This window comes from Fimbriimonadia bacterium (assembly GCA_039961735.1).
Classification (GTDB): Bacteria; Armatimonadota; Fimbriimonadia; order Fimbriimonadales; family JABRVX01; genus JABRVX01.
The window spans coordinates 26,929-48,589 of sequence record JABRVX010000003.1 but is presented as its reverse complement, the minus strand read 5'-3'; the positions used below and the strand labels follow the sequence as shown (position 1 = coordinate 48,589).

The window sequence follows — 21,661 nt, the reverse complement described above, 5'->3', positions numbered from 1 at the left end:
CCTCCTAAGCGGGCGATGCCGCCCTCCGCGCCACTTCCGGCGCCTTCTCGATCGCTCCGAGTATCTTCCGGATGGAACCGAGGATGTCCGACCTCGGATGCCACCTCACTCCCTCTGGCTTGAACGTAGCCGTACCGACAGCCTGCGTCAGCAGCGTACATACTTTGGGGCTCAGCTTCGCGCCAGGACCCAGCACGAGGTCGGCGACCCCTTCGCGCATCTCGAGTTTGGCTACGCCCACACGATACGCGCGCATCCTCAGGCGCATAACCTCGGCCGCGGCCTCCACGTCGGCGGGGAGGGGACCGTATCGGTCTTTCAGCTCCGATAGTACCTCGGCAAGGTCTTCCTCGGTCCTAGAACTGGTCAGTCGGCGGTAGAAGAACAGGCGTTGTGCCTGGTCGGTAACGTAGCTGGCGGGAATCTGCGCGGTGATGGGCAGGTCGAAGGTGGGGAGCGTCGCAAACGCTTCCTCTAACGGCACGCCGCGAAGGTCGTTCACCGCTTCGCGAATCATTTCCACGAACAGGTCATATCCGACGCTCACCACGAACCCGTGCTGCTTGGAGCCGAGCAGCTCCCCGGCGCCGCGAATCTGTAGGTCCCGAAAGGCGAGCGAGTAGCCCGATCCCAAATCGGAGAACTCCTCCAGCGCCTTGAGGCGTTGCAGCGCAGTCTCCGTCAGCACCTTCTCCTTGCGATAGAGCAGGTATGCGTATGCCTGGCGGTCTGAGCGACCGACGCGGCCGCGCAATTGATAGAGCTGGGCGAGGCCCAGTCGGTCAGCCCCGTCCACGATGATCGTGTTGCACCGTGGTACGTCCAAGCCGTTCTCGATGATCGTGGTGCACACGAGCACGTCGAACTCTCCGCGATAGAATGCGAGCATAACTGCTTCTAGCTCGCGCTCATCCATCTGACCGTGGCCGACAGCTATCCTCGCAGAGGGGACCATGCGTGCTATGTGATCCGCGATGTGATGGATGTGCTGGACGCGGTTGTACACATAATACACCTGTCCATTCCTCGCCAACTCACGCAGAATCGCCTCTCGCACTACGCTATCATGATACGCCCTGAGGCAGGTCCGGATCGGCAGTCTTCCGGGCGGCGGGTCTGTGATGACTGACATCGAGCGAATGTCCATCATGGCCATGCTGAGCGTACGCGGGATTGGCGTAGCAGTAAGTGTCAGCACATCCACTTGTGCTCGCAACTTCTTGATCTGCTCCTTCTGCATCACCCCGAAGCGCTGCTCTTCGTCTACGATAAGCAATCCGAGGTTGTGAAACACGACGTCCTTAGATAGCAGTCGGTGCGTGCCGATCACTACGTCCAGCTCGCCCGTTTTCAGCTTGGCCAGTATCTCCTTCTGCTGCTTCGGGGACTTGAAGCGCGAGATGAAGTCCAGGCACACGGGATAGGGGGCGAGTCGTTCACGAAAGGTTTCGTAGTGCTGTGTGGCCAGGATGGTCGTCGGGCAGAGCACACCTACCTGTCTGCCCTCCTGTGCCACCTTGAAGGCTGCCCTAACAGCCACCTCGGTCTTGCCGAAGCCGACGTCACCGCATACCAATCGGTCCATCGGGTGGGGCTGTTCCAGGTCTCTCTTCACCTCGTTGATCGCCCTCAGCTGCGTCCTCGTCTCCACCCACGGAAACGTCGCTTCCATCTCCGCCTGCCACGGGCTGTCCGGCGGAAAAGGGTCTTTGGTCACCTTAGCGCGTGCGGCGTAGATCTTGAGCAGATCTTCGGCCATCTCACGAGCGCCCTGCTTGGCGGACTTGACGGTGCGTTGCCACTCTCCGCTGTGCAGCCGGTTAACCTTCGGAGGCTCATCGGTGGGAGCCAGGTACTTCTGGATGCGGTCGAGTTGATCCACCGGCACGAACAGCTTGTCCGGCGGCGCATACTCGATGTGCAGGAACTCCTTTTCCACCCCTTCGAATCGCCGCGTCACCAAGCCACGGTAGATCCCGATTCCAAAGTAGATGTGTACGACGTAATCGCCGGGCTTGAGATCGAGCACCGTGGCAATCGGCGCCCCCTCGCGATACCTCTTCTGCGGGAGTCGTAGCCGGCCCACGCCGAACAGCTCTGCGTCCGTCAACACCGCAAATCGTTCCGATGGAATCGCGAACCCGCCCGCAGGGTTCCCCGATGCGAGATGGAATCCCCCTAGTCTGATCTCCCCTTCCAGCCAGGGTACGTCAATCCCAGTGAGAGTCTGGCGAGCGCGAGTGGGTTGGTCCGTGCCTACTACGACGGTGAAGCCAGACCCCAACCAGTTGCGGATCGTGTCCACCAACGACTGCGGGTTCGTTCGGTAGGGTGCCATGCTCGCGACACCCGCCGAGCGAACGACGGTATCGTGCAGCCAGTCGGCCGTCGAATCCCCCAGCGACATCGAGATAAGACGCTTCACTTCACCTAATCGCGCGGGAGGGGCGAGGAACCAGTCGGCCTCTGCGCTCAGCATCTCGCCGCGTCCCATGCGGGTCTCCAGTGCCTGCTGCATCTCCTGGTGGGCTCGTTCGACGTGCACGCTTATCTCCAAGGGTTCGTCCACGATGAGAAGGCCATCGTCACCGAGGTAGTCCAGCGCACACGTCGTAGCGTCGTTGACGAGCGGGCGGTAGAGGGTCTCCCGGTCGAAGCAGAGGCCAGACTGAAGTGCAGCGATGTCGGCCTGAATCGCCTCCTCCAGCGTTTCCCTGGCCTCTCCGGTCAAGGTGCTTGCCTCGCGCTCGAGGCGGGCGGCAAGGTGCCTGGCCACTTCAGCACCACGGTCTCCGACGAGGGTCTCCCGTGCGGGGGGGATAGCAACCTCCTCGACCTCGCGTACGGACCGCTGCGATTGCGGGTCGAACTCCCTCATACTCTCGATCTCGTCACCAAAGAACTCCAGGCGAACGGGAAGGCCCCGGCCCATGGGGTAGATGTCTACGATGCCGCCGCGTCGCGAGAAGCCGCTCGGCATGCGAACGGGTTCCTGGGCCTCGTATCCCTTTCGTACGAGCCGCCGCAAAAGGAGCTCGAGGTCGCATTCTTGCCCGACCTTGAGCAACATGGTCTCCTTGATCATCCGAGCCGGAGGCAGGGTGTATTCCAGTGCGGCGGTAGGGGATGCGATCACGATGACACCACCGCCGGAAGCCAGGCGAAGCAGCGATCCGACCCGCTCCGAGAGGGCGTTTAGCTCTGGAGAGGTGTCCTCGAATAGGGTGGAAGAGCCGTTCGGGAGTTGGAGTAAGCATCGCTCTGGCACGCCGTACAGTGCTAAGCGAGCTTGCCATTGCAGGGCACTTTCGTACGTGGACGTGACGATGAGAGCGCGAAAGGCGTCCTGCTCTAGGCGCGGTCGAGCCATCGCCGCAACGAAGGGCGCCCGCGCCTCGACCGCAAGGTCACGCCACTCGGCCCGCCCTTCGGCGTCGTCCCAGAACGAGGACAGCCCCCCCAGCCTACGAAGCTGGAGAGCCCAATCGCTTATATGCATGTGGTGTGCGATTGTACCTATGGGTATGCAACACCCAAGATGCATCCCAGGCGTTTGGGACCCCGACCAGCCGGATGCAGTTGGACACTTACCTTAACGAGCGTAGACCATCTACTGCACCACTAGTTTCGGCAAGTCCTCAGGGAAGCCGGAGATTGGACGACGTTACGACTCTGACGAAGCCGCTCGCTCCCGCCATTGCAATCTCGGCGGTCACCGTAGCGGACTCCTCGTTGAAAGATACTCGCGACCCGTCTCGGGTGAGTTTCGTGAACCCGTGCACTTGGAGTCTGCCGACTGCACGTTCGGCGGCGTGCTCGTAACTGAAGTCCGCGTTGCCAGAGTAGCGCAGCACTCGACCTAGTTCCTTGGGTGTTTCGATGGTGTAGTGGATGGTGACTGGGATCACGTGTTCTTCAGGCACGACCCGCCCGAGCAGTCTACCGACGGGGAACGAGAGTTGGGCGTCCCATCGATCGAACGGCTGCAGCCTGCGGTCAGGCAAAGCGACGCCGAGGTAGGCTACCGAGGCCGGTGCGCCGGGACCCTTGCCAGGTTCCGAATGGCGGGCCTCGGCGATTCCAGTCGGTGCAACCCGCAGTGTGGCTACCTGACCGGCGATCCGTCGTGCCAAGGCGTCGTCGCCATTGGCCAACTTCACATCTTCCAGCCGGACCTCGAGCCTCGCTCGAAAACCCTCGATGTCTGCAACTGTGTGAACCTGCATAGCCGTGAAGGAGATATGCATCTCGACGGGCGAGGGGGCTATCTCGCCTGTCAGGCTGTACTTGGTATCGTGGGTCAACGAGTAGCGTAGTACCTCACCATCTTGGAAGGTAAGCCTCGGCTGACTTGACACTGGACCATTGTCCGGAAGCGCGGCCGAGTTGTCGTTCGGCCCGCGAACCGATCCGCATCCGGCCACAAGAAGGGCGAGAAGCAGCAGGCCGGGGCGCGAGATCACGGCTTTCGTATCGTCGTCTGCTCGGCTGTTCGCACAAAAGTGTGAAGGATGCCGCCTTGGAGCTTGCTTACCTGCACGTCTATCTTGCTCTCTGCGCTCTGAATGATGCCCGTCTTGACCTCGACCCAGGCATCCTCGCTTAGCTTGACCGTGCCTGTGTAACGAATGGTCTTGTCATCAGGCGAGTCGTCGGCGACGGCCGAATCCACTGCCATTCGGACTTTGGCGTGGTACGAGCCGTTGCGCTCTGCAATCTCCAGCAGTCGGAACTTGGCGGTCACCGGGATGATGGGCGCCCCTGCGTCCACGATTTTCGCTAGGTTCAGCTTGCACGAGTGTTCCCAAGTGGCGCCGACTCCAACGGGTTCCTCAGGAAATACCAGTCCATTCAGTCCAACCTCGAACGGGACCTCGCCCCCTTCGCCGAGATACAGCCGCCCCAGTTTATCGAATCGGTAAGACTGGACCTGCGAGCGCAGCCGCTCCTCGAGCAGGCGTGCGTGGTCGGCATCGGCCTGCCCTCCTCTCTCGACGGTGACTTTGGGAGACTGGAGCCGAGTCTCCACCGAAAACACACCTGCCTTGTCAGCGTGCTTTGCCGTCTGCACCGCCACAGCGGTACTAGTCATCTGTAGTTTCGACGCATCGCTTGCCCCGACACTTTCTGACACGTACATGCGCGAGGCCAAGTCGTAGCGGATCGGCTTGTCGGTAGGAAGCTCGACTCGGAGACGAACGACCTGGCCCGTCTGGGCACTCTCTGGGTTCTGGCCCTTCGGGATTTCGTGCGACTGGGGCGTCCCTGCATGTTCGACTTCGGGCGTAGTCGGGGGGCTCGGTGATGAGCTGCGGCAGCTGGGCACGAGCAAACAGGCGGCGACCGTCACGATGAGTGTCAGTCGGCTGTTCAGCCAGAGCAGCGCTGAGGATAGCTTCATGATCCACGATTATGGCACCGGTCGGGCCTAGTGCCGGAAAGGAGCGGACCTGGGAAAACTGACCGTTGCGCAGGTTCACGGAACGCGGGTAGACTTTTTCGCTTGCGGGGGGAGCGTGCTTTCCCGTGAGGTGCGCGCCGCCCGTCACTTGCCGCAATCTGAAGCATACGCGCACGCGAGGTCCGCGAACTAGGAGGTTCAGTAGTTCATGTTCCAATCCACATCAGACTTGGTGGAACGAATCGGAAGCAGCTACGTGTTGGCGCTGATGGCCGCCAAGCGCGCGAAGCAGCTGAAGGAAGGCGCTCCACCCTTGGTGGACTCGGACTCGAATCACAGCCTCACGATCGCTCTTGCGGAGATAGCCCAAAACAAGGTTAGGCCGATCCTGGAGGTCAAGACCGAGGAAGTGGAGCAAGAACCGACACCGGAGGAGACACTGCTGGCTCTCGAGGCTACGGTGGCGCTCCCTGCTCTCGACATCGAGGAAGAGACACTGGCCGCGACTGCGGATATCCGCTCTCTATTGGAGGAGGACGAGGAAACCGAGGAGGCCGTCAGTGACGAAGAAGCTGCCGACATGTCGGTGCTGCTCAACGACGAGGAGGCGGTTGATAGCGAAGACGAAGACGAGGAACCTCTGATCGAAATCGATCCCGACGACCTGCCGGGAGACGTGGTGATCGAGGATGACGCCGACAGCAGCGACGAGGAAACGCCGCTCGACGCAACCGAAGAGCCACTCGACTAGCTTCTCCTGCAGAATGCCCACTCGCGACTACTACGAGGTTCTCGGGGTCCCACGCGACGCCTCGCGCTCTGCCATTCAGAGTGCCTACCGGCGGCTTGCCAGAGAGCACCATCCCGACGTGAACTCGGGTGACCGAGAAGCCGAAGAGCGCTTCAAGGAGATCAACGAGGCGTATCGGGTGCTGTCCGACGACGAGCAGCGAGCTCGGTACGACCGCTTCGGCATCGCGGGCGACGACATGGGCGGGATGACGGTGGAGGACCCGTTCACCGGCCTGGGCGACATCTTCGAGATGTTTTTCGGTGGCGGTGGCCGGGCACGAGGTCGCCGATCCAGTGCTCAGGCGGGCGAACCCGTCGAGATAGACCTGCAGATCACGCTCAAGGAGGCCCTCACGGGCGTCCGTAAGGACCTCTCGTTCTCCAGGCTAACCACGTGCGACACCTGCAACGGGTCCGGGGCGCGGCCCGGCAGCTCGCCGGTCGGCTGCCCGCACTGTGGCGGGCTCGGCCAGGTGAATGAGCAGCGTAGGACCTTGTTCGGCACAACGGTTATCAGCACACCCTGCTACGCCTGCAGAGGCGAAGGCATGGTGATTCAGGACCCGTGCCCGACGTGTCGTGGTGCCGGACGCATAAAGAAAACGGTCAAGCAGAGTGTCGAGATTCCTCGCGGTGTCGAGAACGGGGCCACGCTTCAGGTGTCTGGCGGAGGGCACGATGGTATCAAGGGCGGCCCGCCGGGAGACATGTTCATCAACGTCTCGGTGGCGGCAGACAAACGGCTCCAGCGTCGCGGCACCGAGCTGTACACCGTTCTAGAGACCTCGTTCGCCCAACTAGCCCTCGGCGACACCGTGACTGTCGAGGGAGTAGATGGCCCTGTCGAAGTGGAGATCATGCCCGGCTCCCAGCCGGGATCAGAGATCACCGTTCGAGGCAAAGGCATGCCTGCGCTGGGGCAGGAGGGGCGCGGGGATCTACATGTCGGTTTACGGCTGACGGTTCCCACGGACCTCACGGAGCGCCAAAAAGAGCTTCTGGTGGAGTTCGAGCGCGAATCCGGTCGCCAGCCCTCAAGGCGCAAGAAGGGGAAAAGCTTCCTGGACCAGTTCAAAGACACGTTGCGCGGCGAAGGGTAGATGAGCCCTGCCCGCTGGCGCGAGCTGTCGGTAGCCCTGCCGATGTCAGCCACTCCAGACATGGTCGAGGCCCTCTTCTCGATGTTCGATCAGGTCGGTGCCCCAGGCTCCGTTCTGTACGATGACCCGCCCCGGGTAGCCGCGTACCTGCCGGATGACGACCGCGCCGACGAGGCAGCGGCCCAGGCTGAAAGGCATCTGATGACTCTTCGTCACGCTGAGCACGAGCGACACCCTGTTCACCACCATAGTCATGCCGAGTCTCCTCGTCATGCCCAGCCACCTCGTCATGCTCAGCCGTCTCCGCATCCTGAGGCACTTCGTCATGCCCAGCCGTCTCCGCATGCCCAGCCACCTCGTCATGCTCAGCCGTCTCGCTATGCCCAGCCACCTCGTCATGCTGAGCCTGTCGAAGCATGGCTCCTCTCGTCGCGCGTGATCGAGGAGACGGACTGGTCCGAGGCGTGGAAAGCATTCTTCCGACCCAGGCGGATCGGACGGCGGCTCGTGGTGTGTCCATCCTGGGAGCAAGCCGAGGCGGGACCAGACGACATCGTTCTCGACCTCGATCCTGGGCAGGCTTTCGGTACGGGAGAGCATCCAACCACGCAGATGTGCCTCGAGCTGCTAGAGCAGCACATACGACCTGGCGACAAGGTACTGGACATCGGCGTGGGATCGGGCATTCTCTCGATCGCGGCCCTCAAGCTCGGTGCCGACCGCGCCGTATGTTGCGACGTGGACCCGGTCAGCGTGGCAGCCGCCCGGGAAAACTTGCAGCGGAACGGGTGTGGCGACAAGGCCGATGTGGTGCTCGCGGAGGGTATACGCTGGTGTCGTGCAATGTTCGACCTCGTCGTGTCCAACATCGTCTCGGCTACTCTAGTGCGCCTCGCAGGCGATGTGGCAGCGCGCTCGAGGCCGGGGGGAGCGTGGATTCTCTCGGGAGTCTCCCGTGACAACGAGAACGGTGTACTAGCGGCCTGCGGAGAGGCCGGATTCGCGCCTGTAGAGCGCCGGGAGGAGGGGGAGTGGGTGGCACTGCTCGTGAGGCGATAAGGGCACTTCCCCGCTTTCATGTGCTGCCCGAGCAGATCACGGGAGGGCGCGTGAACCTGGACGGGGACCAGGCGCATAAGGCGAGTCGCGTCCTTAGGTTGCGGGTAGGGGACCCTCTGGCGGCGATGGACGGGTCGGGAGACTGCTTCGTGTGCCGCGTGGTGTGGGTCGAGCGAGGCAACCTCTCGGCGGAGGTGTTAGAGCGCCATTCGCTGGATACCGAGCCTGCGATTCGCATTCACGTTTGCCAGGCCATTGCCAAGGGCGATAAGTTGGAGGCCGTCGTTCGCTCCTGCACAGAGGTGGGCGCGTCCGGGTTCACGCTATTCGGGGCCGAGCGATGCGTCGCGCGGTGGCCCGAGGCGCGGGTCGCAAGCCGGTTGGAAAGGCTACGGGTCATCGCGCGCGATTCGGCCGAGGTGAGCCTTCGCGCGTGCGTCCCTGCGGTGGGGTGGGCGAGCGGCCTAGCGACCGCACCACCTGCCGGCATGCCGACCGTGTTTTTGTACGAAGGGGCCGATTGCCCTTTTCTCGCGGAGGTCGTCCCGGGCGGCAACGAAATCGCCCTCGTCATCGGGCCCGAAGGGGGTTTCACGAATGCCGAGGTTTCGCTCGCGCGCTCGTGCGGATGGCTCGTCGCTTCGCTCGGCCCACGCGTGCTGCGCACCGAGCATGCTGCCTTTGCTGCAATCTGTGGGCTATCGGCGTTGCGCTTCTCGGCAGGGGGCTAGCTTTCTTCGTCGAAGTCGCATTCCGTTCGGGTGGGCAAAGGATCGCCGATATGCCAATCGTTCCTAGGGTCGGTCGTGGGTCGTGGAGGGTTCGGCTCGTTTTCGTCGGGCTATATTCGGTGCTGAGTATCGGTGCCCTTTCCATGGTCTATCCGTTTTTGGTTATGGTGGGCAAAGGGATGACGAGCGCGGTGGACCAGCACGAGCAGGCCGTATTGCCAAAGTATCTGACCGATGCGGAGCGTGTATTCGTAAAGTTTGTGGAGGATAAGTATGCCGACAGTGCGGAGGAGGCCGGCTACGCCCACGGGGTCACGATTTTTAAGGTGGGGGAGCTGGGGGTGCCCGTTTCTCCGCCCGCGCCCGATTTGGTGCGACGGTGGCGGGAGTTCGTCGCCGCGCTGCCGCCGGAGGACTACAACATCGGCTATCGCATCACACAGCAGCGGCTCATCAGTTTATTGAACGAGAAGTATCAGGAGTACTGTCGCGTCAAGTTCGGGGGCGACCTCGAACGCCTCAATCGTGAGTACGCAGAGGAGAACACGGTTCTTCAGACCATCGAGCCGCCCTTCGAGAAACTGCAGCGGCGCGACTTTCAGCACCGAAACGACAGGAAAACCAAGGATTGGCTCGAGTTCAAACAAACGCTGCCCACCCACTTTCGCATCCCGATTTGCGGAGATCGCGTGTGGCAAGAGATGCTAAACGGCGAGTACAAGAGCAGTGTCGAGAAGCTCAACGCAGCATGGGGCACGAACTACGCATCGATCCAACAGATTCCGTTCGGCGACCACCCTCCCTCGTCGCCAGTCGCAGCAAAGCTCTGGGAACGGTGCCTTCGGGAGCGGCTTCCCTATCGGTATGTGTTGATGGCAGGCCCGGACGGCGTCTTCCGACGCTGCGATCAGGGTCTGGACCTAACCGACCCACTGCAACGTGACGAGTTGGAGAGGCGCATCAAGCAGGCACCGCTCGCGGCCCTGCGCCCCGACACGTTGGAGCATCGCTTCGCCGCGCAAGTGGGGACGAAGCTCGACATGCCCGTGGGGAACCTGATTGCGCACAACGAGTGGGACTATGTACAGAGTCATCTCGGCGCACTGCGATGGGACTTCGCCACGCGCAACTACCGCTATGTGTTGAACTACATCCTTTTGCACGGGCGAGCGGTATGGGTCACACTTTTCTTCTGCATCGCCGTAGTGGTCACACATCTGATCGTGAACCCCCTGTGCGCCTATGCGCTGTCACGCTTTCCCATGCGTGCCACTGGGCGCATCCTGCTCTTTCTGCTCGCTACGATGGCATTCCCTGCCGAGGTCGCGATGATCCCCAACTTCCTACTCCTAAAGTCGTTGGGAATGCTGAACACCTACTGGGCGCTGGTGTTGCCAGGCATGGCCAGCGGCTTTGCAATCTTCCTGCTAAAGGGCTTCTTCGACAGTCTTCCCCGCGAGTTGTACGAAGCGGGCACGATCGACGGAGCGGGGGAATTGACGCTGTTTCGTCGGGTTACGATGCCCCTTAGCAAGCCGATCTTCGCAGTGATAGCACTGCAGAGTTTTCTGGCTGCCTATGGCGCATTCATGTATGCGTTTCTGGTGTGTCAGGACCAGCGCATGTGGACAGTTATGGTATGGCTCTACCAACTACAGGTGCGCGCACCGAAGTTCCTCACGATGGCGGCCCTGACGCTCGCGGCAATCCCTACACTGGTCGTGTTCATGTTCGCTCAGAACGTGATCATGCGAGGCATCATCCTGCCCAGCGAGAAGTGAGCCACACACTACTCCAAAATGGCCACGCGGCCGCTCTCGAGGTCGTACATGGCACCCAGCAGTTTCGCCCCGCCGGAGCGAACGGCGTCCCGCAGCGCCATGCTCTGCATCTGGAGGGTCTCGATGGTGGCCCGGACGTTTTGCTCCGCAACTGCCGTGATGCGGTTCGGAGCATCTGCCGGTATGCGATATACGGCAGGCTGAATTCGGAGTAGGATGCTTCCAATCGCCCCGGTCGCGGCCAGGCCCTCTACCGCCAAAGTCACCGCGCCACAGTGTGTGTGACCCAGCACCACGAACAGGTTGACACCCACAGACTGTAGTGCGAACTCGAAGCCCGCAAGTGCCTCGGGGCTCGAGGTGTTGCCCGGGCTCCGAACGACGAACAACCGACCCAGTGGTTGGTCGAATAGCACCTCGGGTGTCACGCGGGAGTCCGAGCAGCAGAGAATGCAGGCGATGGGATGCTGCGCATGTGCCAGTTCCATCCGATCGGTAGAGGAGTACACGTAACCGTGAGACCGACCCGTGTAGAAGCACTCGTTGCCTGCCAGCAGCTCGGCGAGGGCCACATCGGGTTTCATACCTCAACAATGAAAAGCCGCGTTGGCGAGTGCGTCCGCCTTCGTGTTTTTGGTTCGGTGCACGTGTTCGGGCAATACGGCGTCGAATTGGGCAGCGAGCAGTTTGGCCTGGGCGTATAGCTTTTGCAGGCGGGGCGAGCGGACTCGGTATCGGCCTATCCACTGTCGGTGCAGCAGTTGGGAGTCGGTGTGCCAGCGTATTCTTCGCAGGCCGAGTCTTTTCGCCTCCTTTAGGCCCCGGATCAGGGCGGCATATTCTGCTTCGTTATTGGTGGCGATGCCTATGCGTTCCGAGATTTTTGCCAGAGCGTTTCCTTTTGCGTTTTGGAGGAGCACTCCGATGGAGGCGGGTCCGGGATTGCCTTTGCTAGCGCCGTCGGTGAAGAGTGTGGCTTGGAATCTTTCCGCATTCATTCTATGCACAAGAGGCGTGCACATGCATCGCAGGTTGCGAGTTGGGAGCCATCGCGCAGGGCCTCGATGGTGCTGACGGGGAGGGTCATTCCGCAGGCTTCGCAGGTGCCATCGTATACCTTTGCGATACCCACGCCGTTATGTTTTTTACGTGATCGTTCGTACCGTTGGAGCAGGTCGGGGTGCACTACTGCTGCGGCTTCGTCTCGTTTTCGTTGCAGGGCGTGCAGTGTGCGTTGCAGTTCGTCCTTTTGCCTTTGATACTCGGCGAGTTTTTTCGTGCAGAGAGTTTGTGTGGCGTTCAGTTTTTTCTCGGCTTTTTCCGTTGCTTGTTTTGCGGCTTCTATTTCGTCCCATAGGTTCAGGATGCGTTCGTCGAGGTGTTCCCGTTGCCTTGCCAGGGCTTCTACTTCTTTTCGTGTGGCGTCCAACTCCTTTGGGTTGAGGATAGTGCCAGCGAAGAGTCGTGTTTCGAACTTTTTCTTTTTGTCTTCGACAGATTTCAGTTCGAGTTCTCGGTCAGTGAGTTCGATGTGGAGTTGCTTTTGCCTTTGTTGCGCCCTATGGAAGTCGTCTTGTGCCTGGTCGCGTTCTGCTTGTTCCCGCTCGCCCCGGTCGAGGTGATTCAGTCGGTAGCGGAGTTGTGATATCTGGGTGTCCAGTTCCTGAACGAGGTATACCTGCTTGAGGGCTTCTGGGTTCATCACGCGTGGAGGATTCTACCAGCAGGGTCACTCTTCCGGCGATAGGTTGTGCATTTGGGCCAGGGCTCGAGCTGCGGCAGCCTGTTCGGCTTCCTTCTTGCTGCGGCCGGAGCCTTGCCCGAGCGGCGTTCCGTTCACCAGAACTTCGACTTCGAAGGATGGTTCGTGCGGCAGGCCGTGCTCTGCGGTAACCCGGTAGACGGGTGTGCTTTTCCAGCGTGCCTGTGTTATCTCTTGCAGCTTGGACTTTGCGTCGATAAGTTGCATTTTTCCGGATGCCACTTGCTGCAATGCGAAGTCTAGGGTCTCGAGCACGAAGGCATGCGCCTTTTTGAAGCCTCGGTCGAGGTACACGGCACCGATTACGGCTTCATACGCGTCGGCGAGGATAGAGGTGCGCCGTCGTCCGCCTGCGGCTTCCTCACCGCTTCCCACGATCACCATCTCATCGAGGCCGAGGCGACGGCCTGCTTCTGCCAGCGAGGACTCCTGCACGATCGCGGACTTAGCCTTGGATAGCGCCCCTTGATCCCACTGGGGGAACCGTTGGAACATGTACTCGGAGATCACCACGCCTAGCACGGAGTCACCAAAGAACTCCAGTCGCTCGTTGGATGCGGGCGAATCGTCTCCGACCGAGGATCTGTGCGTTAGTGCCTGACGGAGCAGATCGCGGTTCTTGATAGGGATGCGTTTTTTCACGATAGGGGTGCGTTTTTTCACGGTGACAGCATCGCAAACGCCTTTGTGAGGCGTTTCACTCCGCGCTCGATATCTTGTTTCGAGAGGGCGTAGCTGAGGCGAAGATGACCGGGTGCACCGAAGGCTTCGCCCGGGAGTACGGCACAGCCCGCGTTGTCGAGCAGGTACTCGGCTAGTTCTACGGTGCTGCCGAAGCAGCCTCCGAGCACGCCATGCACAGAAGGAAAGAAAGAGAACGCGCCCTTCGTCCTCTGACAGCTAACACCCGGGCACTCCGTCAACCCACGGTGCAACATCTCTCGCCGGTCAGCATACTCCTCGCGCATGTGCTCCAGATCTTCCTGTGGCATTGCGAACGCTGCCTCCGCCGCACGCATCGAGATGGAGCATGGGTTGCTGGTCATCTGGTCCTGCAACCTGCTCATCGCATCAGCGACTTCCTTCGGGGCTGCTGCATAACCGATGCGCCAGCCGGTCATGGCATAGGTCTTGGAGACACCACCTACCGTTACGGTTCTTTCCCAAACCTGCCTGCTCAGAGAAGCAATACTAACATGCTCCTCTCCCTCGTAAGTGAGACGTTCATAGATCTCGTCAGCGATGATCCAGCAGTCGTATTTGAGAGCTATCGCCGCGATCTCTTTTAGCACCGACCGTGGCCAAACCGCCCCGGTCGGATTGTTAGGTGTGTTGACGATGATTGCTTTCGTGTGATACGACACGCGCTGGCGCAAAGCATTGTAGCTGGGCAGGTAGCCATCCTCCTCATGACAAGGGACTTCGACGGGTATCGCACCGCACAACCGCACTTGCTCTACATAGGTCGGCCAATAAGGACACGGAAGCAGTACCTCGTCCCCCGGGTTGCAGAGTGCCAAAAGCGCGTTGAACATGGCATGCTTTGCCCCGCACGATATCACTACCTCGTGCGGGTCGTATCGCACCTTGTTCTCGCGGAGGAGCTTCTCGGCAATGGCCTTTCTCAGCTCTATCGTGCCAGCCGAGGGCGTGTAGCGTGTGTGGCCGTCGCGAATGGCCTGGATACCCGCTTCCCCGATTGCTTCGGGCGTCGGGAAGTCGGGTTCCCCCACGCCGAAGGCGATGACGTCCGCGCCGTTCCTGCGCATCTCTGCGACGCGCGCGGTCAGCGCGAGCGTGGGAGAAGCATGGATGGCATTGACTCGTTCAGATAGCACAGGGGCGTCTCCAGGAGCGGCAGTATAGCATAGGAAGTCGGGCTCCTCTACTCTCCGATTACCTTCACAACCACTCGTTTGCGTCGTTGCCCATCGAATTCCGCATAGAACACGCGCTCCCACGGCCCGAGGTCCAGTTCGCCGTCTGTGATCGGCAGGACGACTTGGTGACCTAGCAACAGGCGCTTGAGATGTGCATCGCCATTGTCTTCGCCGGTACGATGATGCAGATAGTCTGGGCGAACAGGTGCCAGATCCTCCACCCACCGGTCAATGTCTTGAATGAGCCCACTCTCGTGGTCGTTGACGTAGATCGAAGCCGTGATGTGCATCGCGCTGACCAGCACGAACCCCTCTCGAACGCCGGACTGCTTCACGATCTTCGCCACTTTGTCGGTGATGTGGACGTACTGCCGCCTTCTCGGGGTCTCGAACCAGAGGTACTCGGTATGGGACTTCATGGGGCTAGCACTCCGTTGTCTATCAGTCTTGTAGTACCGATTCGAGCAGCGACACAGAGCCTCACTTCCCCCTCTACCGTTTCCACTCGTTGAAGCGTTACCGGGTCCACGATGTGGACATATTCCACAGTGTGGAAAAGAGGTTCGCTGCGTATCTCTTGCTCTGCCATACGCTCGACCTCCCGCGCCGAGCGCTCGCCATTCCGCACGACTTCGGCCGCCCGCCGAATGGCCCGATAGATCGCTGGCGCCTGTCGCCGTTCTTCGGCAGAGAGATAGGCATTCCGTGAGCTCATGGCCAGGCCGTCGGTTTCACGCACCGTTGGGCACCGCACGATAGCCACGGGAAGGCAGAGATCGGCCGTCATCTGCTCGATGATGCGCAACTGCTGGAAGTCCTTCTCGCCGAAGTAGGCATGGTCCGGCAGGCAGATGCCGAACAGCTTGGCCACGACCGTTGCCACGCCGACGAAGTGCCCGGGACGGAACGGGCCACACAGCCCTTCCGCCAGCCTTCCGGGTAGCACTCGGGTCTCCGAGCCGGGTGGGTACATCACCTCTTGGGAAGGCGCGAAGACCGCCGTCACCCCAACGCCCTCGGCGAGGCGCAGGTCGCTTTCCAGGTCTCTCGGGTAGCGCTCGAAGTCCTCTCCTGGTCCGAACTGGGTGGGGTTGACAAAGATGCTAACCAGAACCGACTCGCACTCCGATGCTGCCTGGCGCATCAGGGCCAGGTGTCCTTCGTGAAAAGCACCCATCGTGGGCACGAGGCCGATGGTATGGCCGAGCTTACGCTTTTCCGCCACCCATACCCTCACGTCGCGAACGGTAGCTAGCACTTCCATCAGCGTGATCTTACGCGATTCCGGGCCAGTGGAGAGCATAGGACCTACAGGTAGAATGACGCGGTGACTGACCACATCCGCATCGAGGGTATCGAGTTTTACGCGCATCACGGCGTCTCGGAGGAAGAACGCAGCGTGGGCCATAGGTATTGGGCCGACTTGAGTGTGTACGGCGACTTTCGAGCTGCCTGTACTTCGGACCGGCTCGAGGACACGATCAGTTATTCCAAGCTAGCCCGAATGGCAGTCGAGATCGGCACCAGCGAGCGCTTCGCACTTCTCGAGAAGCTGGCGGAGACGATGGCGGAGCGGGTTCTGCGGGACGATGAGCGGATCGCGGAGGTCGAAGTCACGGTTGGGAAGCTGCATCCGCCTGCCCGAGCTGTTGTTCACCGGGCAGCGGTGGTGCTGCGGCGCACCCGGTCAGACTTCGGGCTGCCGGAGAGGGGGGTCTAGCGGTGCGCGAGACGCTGATCTCCTCGGAAACCATATTCTCCGGTCGCGTGGTTACGTTGCGGTTGGACACGGTGCGCCTGGCCGACGGTTCGATCGCCACACGCGAGGTGGTCGCACACGAGGGCGCGGTGGCCATCGTTCCGTTCCTGGACCCAGAGACCGTGCTAATGGTCAGGCAGTATCGGCGCGCGGTTGACCAAGTGCTGCTCGAGATACCCGCAGGAACGCGGGAGAAGGGCGAAGACCCTGACGAGTGCGCTAGACGAGAGTTGGTTGAAGAGACCGGATACTCGGCTGGGACGATGACACGGCTGTTCGAACAGTTTCTGGCGCCCGGGTACTCGAGTGAACGGCTCATCGTGTACGAGGCCCGCGACTTGAGGCCGGGAGTGCAGAAGCTGGACAGCGACGAGCGAGTGGAACTGGAGTCTGTGCCGACGCACAGAATGCTGGAGATGATCCGCAAAGGGGAGATTCGCGATGCAAAGACCATCGCGGGGCTCCTGGTATCGCTGTCACAATGAGTGCGGCTACACGCAGTCGGCCGGCACTTCTTAGAGCAGGGGGGGGAGCCGCCGCTGCGAAACGGCCGAATAGCGTATAGGATAACGTTACCGTACGATCATTGTCCTTGCGCCTCTTAGGAGCGCAGAGAGGGAGGCCCTACGACCTTGACCAATCGAAAGATGAGTCTCTGGAGGCTTGCTCCGATCGCCCTGATCCTTGCCAGCTTTGCGGGCGGGCTATATGCGCGGAACCATTTCGGGCCCAGCAAGCCGCTTACCGGAAACGCCGCCGCAGACCGTCGTTACGCGAGCCTCGACGTCACCCCGTCCGTCTCGCCGCTCGACCTCTTCTACGAGGTGTTCCGGCACGTGCGGACACATTACGTGGACCGTATCGAGGACCAAACGCCCCTGAGCCACGGCGTGCTCCGCGGAATGGCAGCATACTTTCCGGACCCGCTAACCAGGTTTGTCACTCCGGAAGAGGCTGAGCGCATGGACCGCGAAGCCTCGGGTCAGTTCGAGGGGATTGGTGCGGTGATCGAGGTCCGGCGCATTCAGGAGCCTGTCACAGACCCTGCCCAGCGCGCCGAGCTGGCAAAGCTAGTGAAGGAGGTCCGGGATCAGGGCGAGACCTCTTCCAACATCGGCTTCACCGAGGACACGATCACGAAAACGAACGTGACTATCGTCGCCCCAATACCCGGAGGGCCCGCGGACCGCGCCGGCCTGCTCGCCGGAGACCGGGTGGACTACATCAACGACCAGTGGGTCATATCCTACATGGCGACGCTCGACCTGCTGCAGAAGCGCACGGCGCTGCGAAACCAGCGAATTCCCCGCAAGGAATACGACGCCGCGGCGGAGGCCTTGGAAGCCAAACTGAAGGCCGCGCTAACGACCGAGAAGGCCATAGGCTTGCTTGCTACGAGCAAAGAGCCGCTTCGGCTTAAGGTGCAGAGACCAGGCAGCGCAGACCCCATAACCGTGACCGTGACCCCTGGGTCGGTCACTACCACTCCCGTCACGTGGGAGGACCTCGGGTCAGGCGCCGGCTACGTTCGCATCTCGGCGTTCAGCGCCGAGGCGCCCGCGCAGTTCCGCTCAGCTCTCAACGCGCTCAAGAGCAAACGGGGAACGCGGATAGTCTTGGACTTGCGTAACTGTGCCTTAGGCTCGCGAGCGGAAATGCTGCAGATGACTGGGATGCTCCTTGGAGGCGCGACGGTGGCGCGTCTGCAGAACAAGCAGGGTTCGGAGGAGCGCACACCTGTGCGAACACCTTCTGGTGAGGCTCTGTGGACCGGGGCCATCGCAGTCGTCACCAACCGTGGAACCGCAGGTCTGGCAGAGGTAATGGCTGCGGCCTTACGCGAGAAGAACAAGGCACCCCTCGTCGGCTCTCGCACGGCAGGGGACACGATGGCTCGTGAACGCATCAGCCTGGAGGACGGCGCATCTCTGGTCATTCCTACCGGCAAGTATTTCACGGCCGGCGGGTTGGACTTCTCGGAAGTCGGCCTGCAGCCGGATGCCGAGGTGCGCGAGGCGGCGAAGATTGGGCCGCCGGCCACCGACCCCGCGGTGCGTAAGGCAATCGATCTGCTGCGAAAGGGGAATGCGTAGGTGAAAGGGATTCGACGCGTGTTGCGAGGTACCGGGGTTCTCCTCGCCGCCGTCTTCGCATTCGTTCTCGGATACGCCTGGCAGAGCTTGTCGGATCCGGATGCGCTCGTCAGCGACCTCTCGCATGTGGCCGACCGGATTGTCGCGCGGAGCGGTCGTTCGCCCGCGGGCATTCCCGTTGTCGAGACCTATAGCGACACGCTGCAGGAGCTTCAGAAGAGTCACTACCAGCCGGTGAACGAGACGCAGATCACCTACAGCGCGATTTCGGGCATGTTGAGTGGGCTGGGCGATCCGTACACGCGCTTCATGACTCCTGAAGCCTGGAGTGCGATGGAGAAGGAGACTGCAGGCGAGTACGTCGGTGTTGGTGCCACTCTGGATCCGTCTCCCCTGGGAGCCATCGTCAAGCGGCCGTTGCCCAACAGCCCGTGCATGGCTGCAGGCATCAAGGCCGGCGACCTGATCATCGCAGTGGACACCAAGCCCGTTGCCGGGATGGATATCGAAGACATCGTCCGCATGATTCGGGGTGAAGAGGGGACACCGGTCACGCTGACCATCGAGCGAAAAACCAACGGAGAGCTGCAGACGAAGGACTATAGGTTGATCCGTGCCCGCGTGGACCTTCCGACCGTCGAGTATCGGATGCTGAACGCGGCCGCGGGACGAGTCGGCTATGTGTCTCTCTCCCACTTCAACGAGAAGGCTTCGGACGCGCTCGCGGCGGCACTATCCGACCTGCGCTCGAAGGGTATGACCGCACTCGTGTTAGACCTCCGCGATGACCCCGGGGGACTTCTGACTCAGGCTGTGTCCGTAGCCGGGCAGTTCCTGAACGGTAAGTCCGTGGTTATCGTGAAGGAGCGCGACAAACCGGAGAAGACCATCTACACCGAGCCGAGCATGTACAAGGCTGCTCCACCGCCGATGGTGGTCTTGGTCAACAAGAACTCGGCCAGTGCATCGGAGATCGTGGCAGGCGCGCTGAAGGACCATCGCGTTGCCACGATCATCGGCGAGAAGACGTTCGGAAAGGGCTTGGTGCAGACGCTGATTGATATGCGCAACGGCTCTGCCGTCGCCATCACCACTGCTAGGTACTACACGCCGAACCACACCGACATCAACGGCAAGACCCTGCCGAGCGGTGAGCGCGTGGGAGGTGGCCTCGTGCCGGACATCGAGATTGAACAGAGCAAGGACTACGTGTTCGGCGAGGATGCGACAGATGCGCAACTCCAGAAGGCGCTGGAGGTTCTCGCGAAACACGGGCGACCGGGCGGCTAGACATCCCTAGGTCGAGAAAGCACGGAGACGGCTGGCCGCAAGGTCGGCCGTCTCCGTTCCAGAATACTCCTCGGTCAATTGCTGGAGCAGAGCCCGGGCGTGATCGGGCTCGGATACCTTGAGCAAGTCGGCGAGCTGCAGCATTGCTGATGCCCTACCCTGCACATTTCTGGCTTCCTCTACAAAGCTAGCGAGTAGGGCGATGCGTGCCTGCAGTGGCACGCCTGGAAGCGAGGCCAAGTGCACTCGCTGATCTGGCTGCAGAACACGGACTCCACCCGCCCCAACGGCCTCGACGAGGTTTTGTATGTTCTCCGGCGTTGGGCAGGTCTGAACAAGGGCTGCCAGTGAGGCGGCTGCCTGCTCCTTGTCACCCAAGGCATTCCACGCTTCAACGGTCAACAGGAGCCTCTCCTGTTCTGCCGGTCCTTGCATCGGCTCGGAAAGCAGGGCCAAGGCGTCTGCGGGCCGCTGCCCTCGGATCAGGGCCGAGGCACGCCGCAGGACGCCGCCAGACGACGGTCCGGTAATCGCTCCGACCGCTCCGCCGACAACGAAGCCCCACAAGTGCGCCCAGTGGGCAGTAGCTGAGGGCGCTCCCTGCCACGTCACCAAGAGGATGGCCACAATCTGCAACGCCAGCCAACCGACAGCTGCCGCCCGCACGAGCCTCGTCACCAGGTCCGGCTCACGGTCTCGTGCCCCCAGAATGAAAGACCAGCCTGCCATCGCCGAGATCGCACCGGATGCCCCGACCATCACCCCAGTGCGCGGCGCGCCCGTGACGACCGCCATCAACAACTCCCCGTAGGCAGCCACGACGGCTCCGACGACCGCGAGGGCGAGCCACACCGTGCGTCGTCCGTAAATCTCGGTATACGTCGCGAATACCCCTAGGAGCAGTAGGTTGAGCAGCAAGTGCCAGGCCCCGCCATGTACGAACAAGTAGGTAAGCGACGTCAGCAGCGCCGGCGAAGAGAGCGAGAAGCCGTAGCGCTCGGCGAGGTCCAGAGTGTCGGCCGTGCGCCCAAGAAGGAAAAAGAGCACGAGCAGTCCAGCCAGCGCGGCAGACAGGTAAGGAATGCGATTGGGTAGAGCTCTCATTGGCCCCTACCCGAGCTTGGCCATGACCTCGTCGGGGATGTCGAAGTTGGCATACACGTTCTGAACGTCGTCTAGGTCCTCCAACGCGTCCATGAAGCGCATGACGGCGGGTGCGTCAGCTTCCGCGACGGCAACGACGTTGATGGGGGTCAGCGTCAGCTCCGATCCCTGGACCTTCACCCCCGCAGCCTCCAAGGCACATTGGACCTTGTGCAGGTCTTCGGGGGCTGTGGTGATCTCATAGATGCCGTCTTCCGTAGAGAGGTCTTCGGCACCGGCCTCCATGGCGAGTTCGACCATGCGGTCTTCAGGTAGGGCTTGTGCGTCTACGGAGATCAGCCCGACGCTCCGAAACTGCCATGTCACCGAGCCGGGCTCGCTCATGTTCCCACCATGTTTGCTGAACACATGCCTCACGTCGGCAACGGTTCGGTTCCGATTCTCCGTCAGGCACATGACGACGACTGCTACACCGGCGGGGCCATAGCCTTCGTAACTTACTTGCTCATAAACGACTCCCTCCATCTCGCCGGTGCCGCGCTGGATGTTGCGCTTGATTGTGTCGGCAGGCATGTTGGCTTCGCGGGCCTTCTCGACGGCTACCCGGAGCGAGGGGTTCATCTCCGGGTCGCCCCCACCATTGCGAGCAGCAACGATGATCTCGCGGGCGATGCGCGTGAAGATCTTGCCCCGTTGGGCGTCCTGCTTCTCCTTCCGTATCCGAATGTTGTGCCACTTGGAATGACCCGCCATGCTTGCTACAGAACCTCCACCGGGGACAGGCTGCGAATGCTCGGTAGCCGGTGCAGCTTGGCGGGAGTGTATCACCCGGCCGTTTTCGCTGTCAAAGAACTCCCCGGCTGTAACGCTGGGGCGGTCCGAATGAGTACTTAAGATTTGAGGGTTGAT

At 61.4% G+C, this 21,661-nt stretch carries 21 protein-coding genes and 1 pseudogene; 9 read left to right on the top strand and 13 right to left on the bottom strand.

Annotated elements, in window-relative coordinates; translation table 11 throughout:
* Positions 1–4 precede the first annotated feature (4 nt).
* From mfd to HRF45_00945, 3 genes are all read right to left on the bottom strand, one after another.
* On the bottom strand, positions 5–3,499 hold the full coding sequence (mfd, locus tag HRF45_00955) for a transcription-repair coupling factor (protein ID MEP0765098.1): 3,495 nt from the start codon (positions 3,497–3,499) through the stop codon (positions 5–7).
* 139 nt (positions 3,500–3,638) lie between these two features.
* Positions 3,639–4,463 carry a hypothetical protein gene (locus HRF45_00950; protein ID MEP0765097.1) on the bottom strand — a complete coding sequence of 275 codons (825 nt, stop codon included), beginning with the start codon at positions 4,461–4,463 and terminating at the stop codon, positions 3,639–3,641.
* A complete protein-coding gene (locus tag HRF45_00945; protein MEP0765096.1) occupies positions 4,460–5,401 on the bottom strand; it encodes a hypothetical protein in 942 nt (313 codons plus the stop codon). Before HRF45_00945 ends, HRF45_00950 begins: the two co-directional genes overlap by 4 nt.
* Before the next feature lie 208 nt (positions 5,402–5,609).
* On the opposite strand from HRF45_00945, the pseudogene rpoZ reads away from it, so the two are divergent.
* Positions 5,610–5,783, top strand: a pseudogene (gene rpoZ / locus HRF45_00940) (DNA-directed RNA polymerase subunit omega).
* A gap of 382 nt (positions 5,784–6,165) precedes the next feature.
* On the top strand, positions 6,166–7,293 hold the full coding sequence (dnaJ, locus tag HRF45_00935; GenBank protein MEP0765095.1) for a molecular chaperone DnaJ: 1,128 nt from the start codon (positions 6,166–6,168) through the stop codon (positions 7,291–7,293).
* A 45-nt stretch (positions 7,294–7,338) separates the two neighbouring features.
* On the opposite strand, the gene HRF45_00930 is transcribed toward dnaJ, so the two are convergent.
* A complete protein-coding gene (locus tag HRF45_00930) occupies positions 7,339–7,584 on the bottom strand; it encodes a hypothetical protein (GenBank protein ID MEP0765094.1) in 246 nt (81 codons plus the stop codon).
* Positions 7,585–7,728: 144 nt separating this feature from the next.
* Between HRF45_00930 and prmA the strand changes: the two genes are divergently transcribed.
* The 3 genes from prmA to HRF45_00915 are packed head-to-tail and all read left to right on the top strand — an operon-like array spanning position 7,729 to position 10,864.
* Entirely contained in the window at positions 7,729–8,352 is a 624-nt protein-coding gene (prmA, locus tag HRF45_00925; protein MEP0765093.1) for a 50S ribosomal protein L11 methyltransferase, read from the top strand.
* Positions 8,325–9,083, top strand: coding sequence for a 16S rRNA (uracil(1498)-N(3))-methyltransferase (locus HRF45_00920; GenBank protein ID MEP0765092.1), 759 nt, complete (start codon positions 8,325–8,327; stop codon positions 9,081–9,083). Before prmA ends, HRF45_00920 begins: the two co-directional genes overlap by 28 nt.
* Before the next feature lie 50 nt (positions 9,084–9,133).
* A complete protein-coding gene (locus tag HRF45_00915) occupies positions 9,134–10,864 on the top strand; it encodes a carbohydrate ABC transporter permease (GenBank protein MEP0765091.1) in 1,731 nt (576 codons plus the stop codon).
* Positions 10,865–10,872: 8 nt separating this feature from the next.
* Here the strand turns inward: HRF45_00915 and HRF45_00910 are convergent, their stop codons facing one another.
* From HRF45_00910 to HRF45_00880, 7 genes are all read right to left on the bottom strand, one after another.
* Positions 10,873–11,448, bottom strand: a complete 576-nt coding sequence (locus HRF45_00910) for a carbonic anhydrase (GenBank protein MEP0765090.1) — start codon at positions 11,446–11,448, stop codon at positions 10,873–10,875.
* A 3-nt stretch (positions 11,449–11,451) separates the two neighbouring features.
* Entirely contained in the window at positions 11,452–11,862 is a 411-nt protein-coding gene (locus tag HRF45_00905) for a ribonuclease HI family protein (GenBank protein ID MEP0765089.1), read from the bottom strand.
* Positions 11,859–12,569, bottom strand: coding sequence for a hypothetical protein (locus tag HRF45_00900; protein ID MEP0765088.1), 711 nt, complete (start codon positions 12,567–12,569; stop codon positions 11,859–11,861). The genes HRF45_00905 and HRF45_00900 overlap by 4 nt, the downstream gene beginning before the upstream one ends.
* Positions 12,570–12,593: 24 nt before the next feature.
* Positions 12,594–13,289, bottom strand: coding sequence for a ribonuclease III (rnc, locus tag HRF45_00895; protein ID MEP0765087.1), 696 nt, complete (start codon positions 13,287–13,289; stop codon positions 12,594–12,596).
* A complete protein-coding gene (locus tag HRF45_00890) occupies positions 13,286–14,395 on the bottom strand; it encodes a pyridoxal phosphate-dependent aminotransferase (GenBank protein ID MEP0765086.1) in 1,110 nt (369 codons plus the stop codon). The genes rnc and HRF45_00890 overlap by 4 nt, the downstream gene beginning before the upstream one ends.
* A 116-nt stretch (positions 14,396–14,511) precedes the next feature.
* Positions 14,512–14,925, bottom strand: a complete 414-nt coding sequence (locus HRF45_00885; GenBank protein MEP0765085.1) for a YjbQ family protein — start codon at positions 14,923–14,925, stop codon at positions 14,512–14,514.
* Positions 14,922–15,770 carry a pantoate--beta-alanine ligase gene (locus HRF45_00880; protein ID MEP0765084.1) on the bottom strand — a complete coding sequence of 283 codons (849 nt, stop codon included), beginning with the start codon at positions 15,768–15,770 and terminating at the stop codon, positions 14,922–14,924. The genes HRF45_00885 and HRF45_00880 overlap by 4 nt, the downstream gene beginning before the upstream one ends.
* Positions 15,771–15,833: 63 nt before the next feature.
* Here HRF45_00880 and folB point away from each other — a divergent pair, with 63 nt between their 5' ends.
* The 4 genes from folB (at position 15,834) to HRF45_00860 (ending at position 19,648) form a co-directional block, all read left to right on the top strand.
* Entirely contained in the window at positions 15,834–16,226 is a 393-nt protein-coding gene (gene folB, locus HRF45_00875; protein ID MEP0765083.1) for a dihydroneopterin aldolase, read from the top strand.
* Positions 16,227–16,228: 2 nt separating this feature from the next.
* Entirely contained in the window at positions 16,229–16,750 is a 522-nt protein-coding gene (locus HRF45_00870) for an NUDIX hydrolase (protein ID MEP0765082.1), read from the top strand.
* 147 nt (positions 16,751–16,897) lie between these two features.
* Complete coding sequence (locus tag HRF45_00865; GenBank protein ID MEP0765081.1) at positions 16,898–18,358, top strand: hypothetical protein; 1,461 nt, start codon at positions 16,898–16,900, stop codon at positions 18,356–18,358.
* Positions 18,359–19,648: a S41 family peptidase gene (locus HRF45_00860; GenBank protein ID MEP0765080.1), complete on the top strand. Its 1,290-nt coding sequence runs from the start codon at positions 18,359–18,361 to the stop codon at positions 19,646–19,648.
* A 6-nt stretch (positions 19,649–19,654) separates the two neighbouring features.
* Here the strand turns inward: HRF45_00860 and HRF45_00855 are convergent, their stop codons facing one another.
* Together HRF45_00855 and HRF45_00850 are read right to left on the bottom strand one after the other, a co-directional pair.
* Entirely contained in the window at positions 19,655–20,752 is a 1,098-nt protein-coding gene (locus HRF45_00855; protein MEP0765079.1) for a rhomboid family intramembrane serine protease, read from the bottom strand.
* A gap of 6 nt (positions 20,753–20,758) precedes the next feature.
* Complete coding sequence (locus HRF45_00850) at positions 20,759–21,505, bottom strand: YebC/PmpR family DNA-binding transcriptional regulator (GenBank protein MEP0765078.1); 747 nt, start codon at positions 21,503–21,505, stop codon at positions 20,759–20,761.
* Positions 21,506–21,661 lie beyond the last annotated feature (156 nt).

Excerpts from the sequence above, each read along its gene's own strand:
- mfd (MEP0765098.1), bottom strand. The coding sequence starts at position 3,499 with ATGCATATAAGCGATTGGGCTCTCCAGCTTCGTAGGCTGGGGGGGCTG.
- HRF45_00945 (MEP0765096.1), bottom strand. The coding sequence starts at position 5,401 with ATGAAGCTATCCTCAGCGCTGCTCTGGCTGAACAGCCGACTGACACTC.
- dnaJ (MEP0765095.1), top strand. The coding sequence starts at position 6,166 with ATGCCCACTCGCGACTACTACGAGGTTCTCGGGGTCCCACGCGACGCC.
- HRF45_00930 (MEP0765094.1), bottom strand. The coding sequence starts at position 7,584 with ATGACGAGGTGGCTGGGCATGACGAGGAGACTCGGCATGACTATGGTG.
- HRF45_00915 (MEP0765091.1), top strand. The coding sequence starts at position 9,134 with ATGCCAATCGTTCCTAGGGTCGGTCGTGGGTCGTGGAGGGTTCGGCTC.
- HRF45_00910 (MEP0765090.1), bottom strand. The coding sequence starts at position 11,448 with ATGAAACCCGATGTGGCCCTCGCCGAGCTGCTGGCAGGCAACGAGTGC.
- HRF45_00905 (MEP0765089.1), bottom strand. The coding sequence starts at position 11,862 with ATGAATGCGGAAAGATTCCAAGCCACACTCTTCACCGACGGCGCTAGC.
- HRF45_00890 (MEP0765086.1), bottom strand. The coding sequence starts at position 14,395 with ATGCGCAGGAACGGCGCGGACGTCATCGCCTTCGGCGTGGGGGAACCC.
- HRF45_00885 (MEP0765085.1), bottom strand. The coding sequence starts at position 14,925 with ATGAAGTCCCATACCGAGTACCTCTGGTTCGAGACCCCGAGAAGGCGG.
- HRF45_00880 (MEP0765084.1), bottom strand. The coding sequence starts at position 15,770 with ATGGAAGTGCTAGCTACCGTTCGCGACGTGAGGGTATGGGTGGCGGAA.
- HRF45_00855 (MEP0765079.1), bottom strand. The coding sequence starts at position 20,752 with ATGAGAGCTCTACCCAATCGCATTCCTTACCTGTCTGCCGCGCTGGCT.
- HRF45_00850 (MEP0765078.1), bottom strand. The coding sequence starts at position 21,505 with ATGGCGGGTCATTCCAAGTGGCACAACATTCGGATACGGAAGGAGAAG.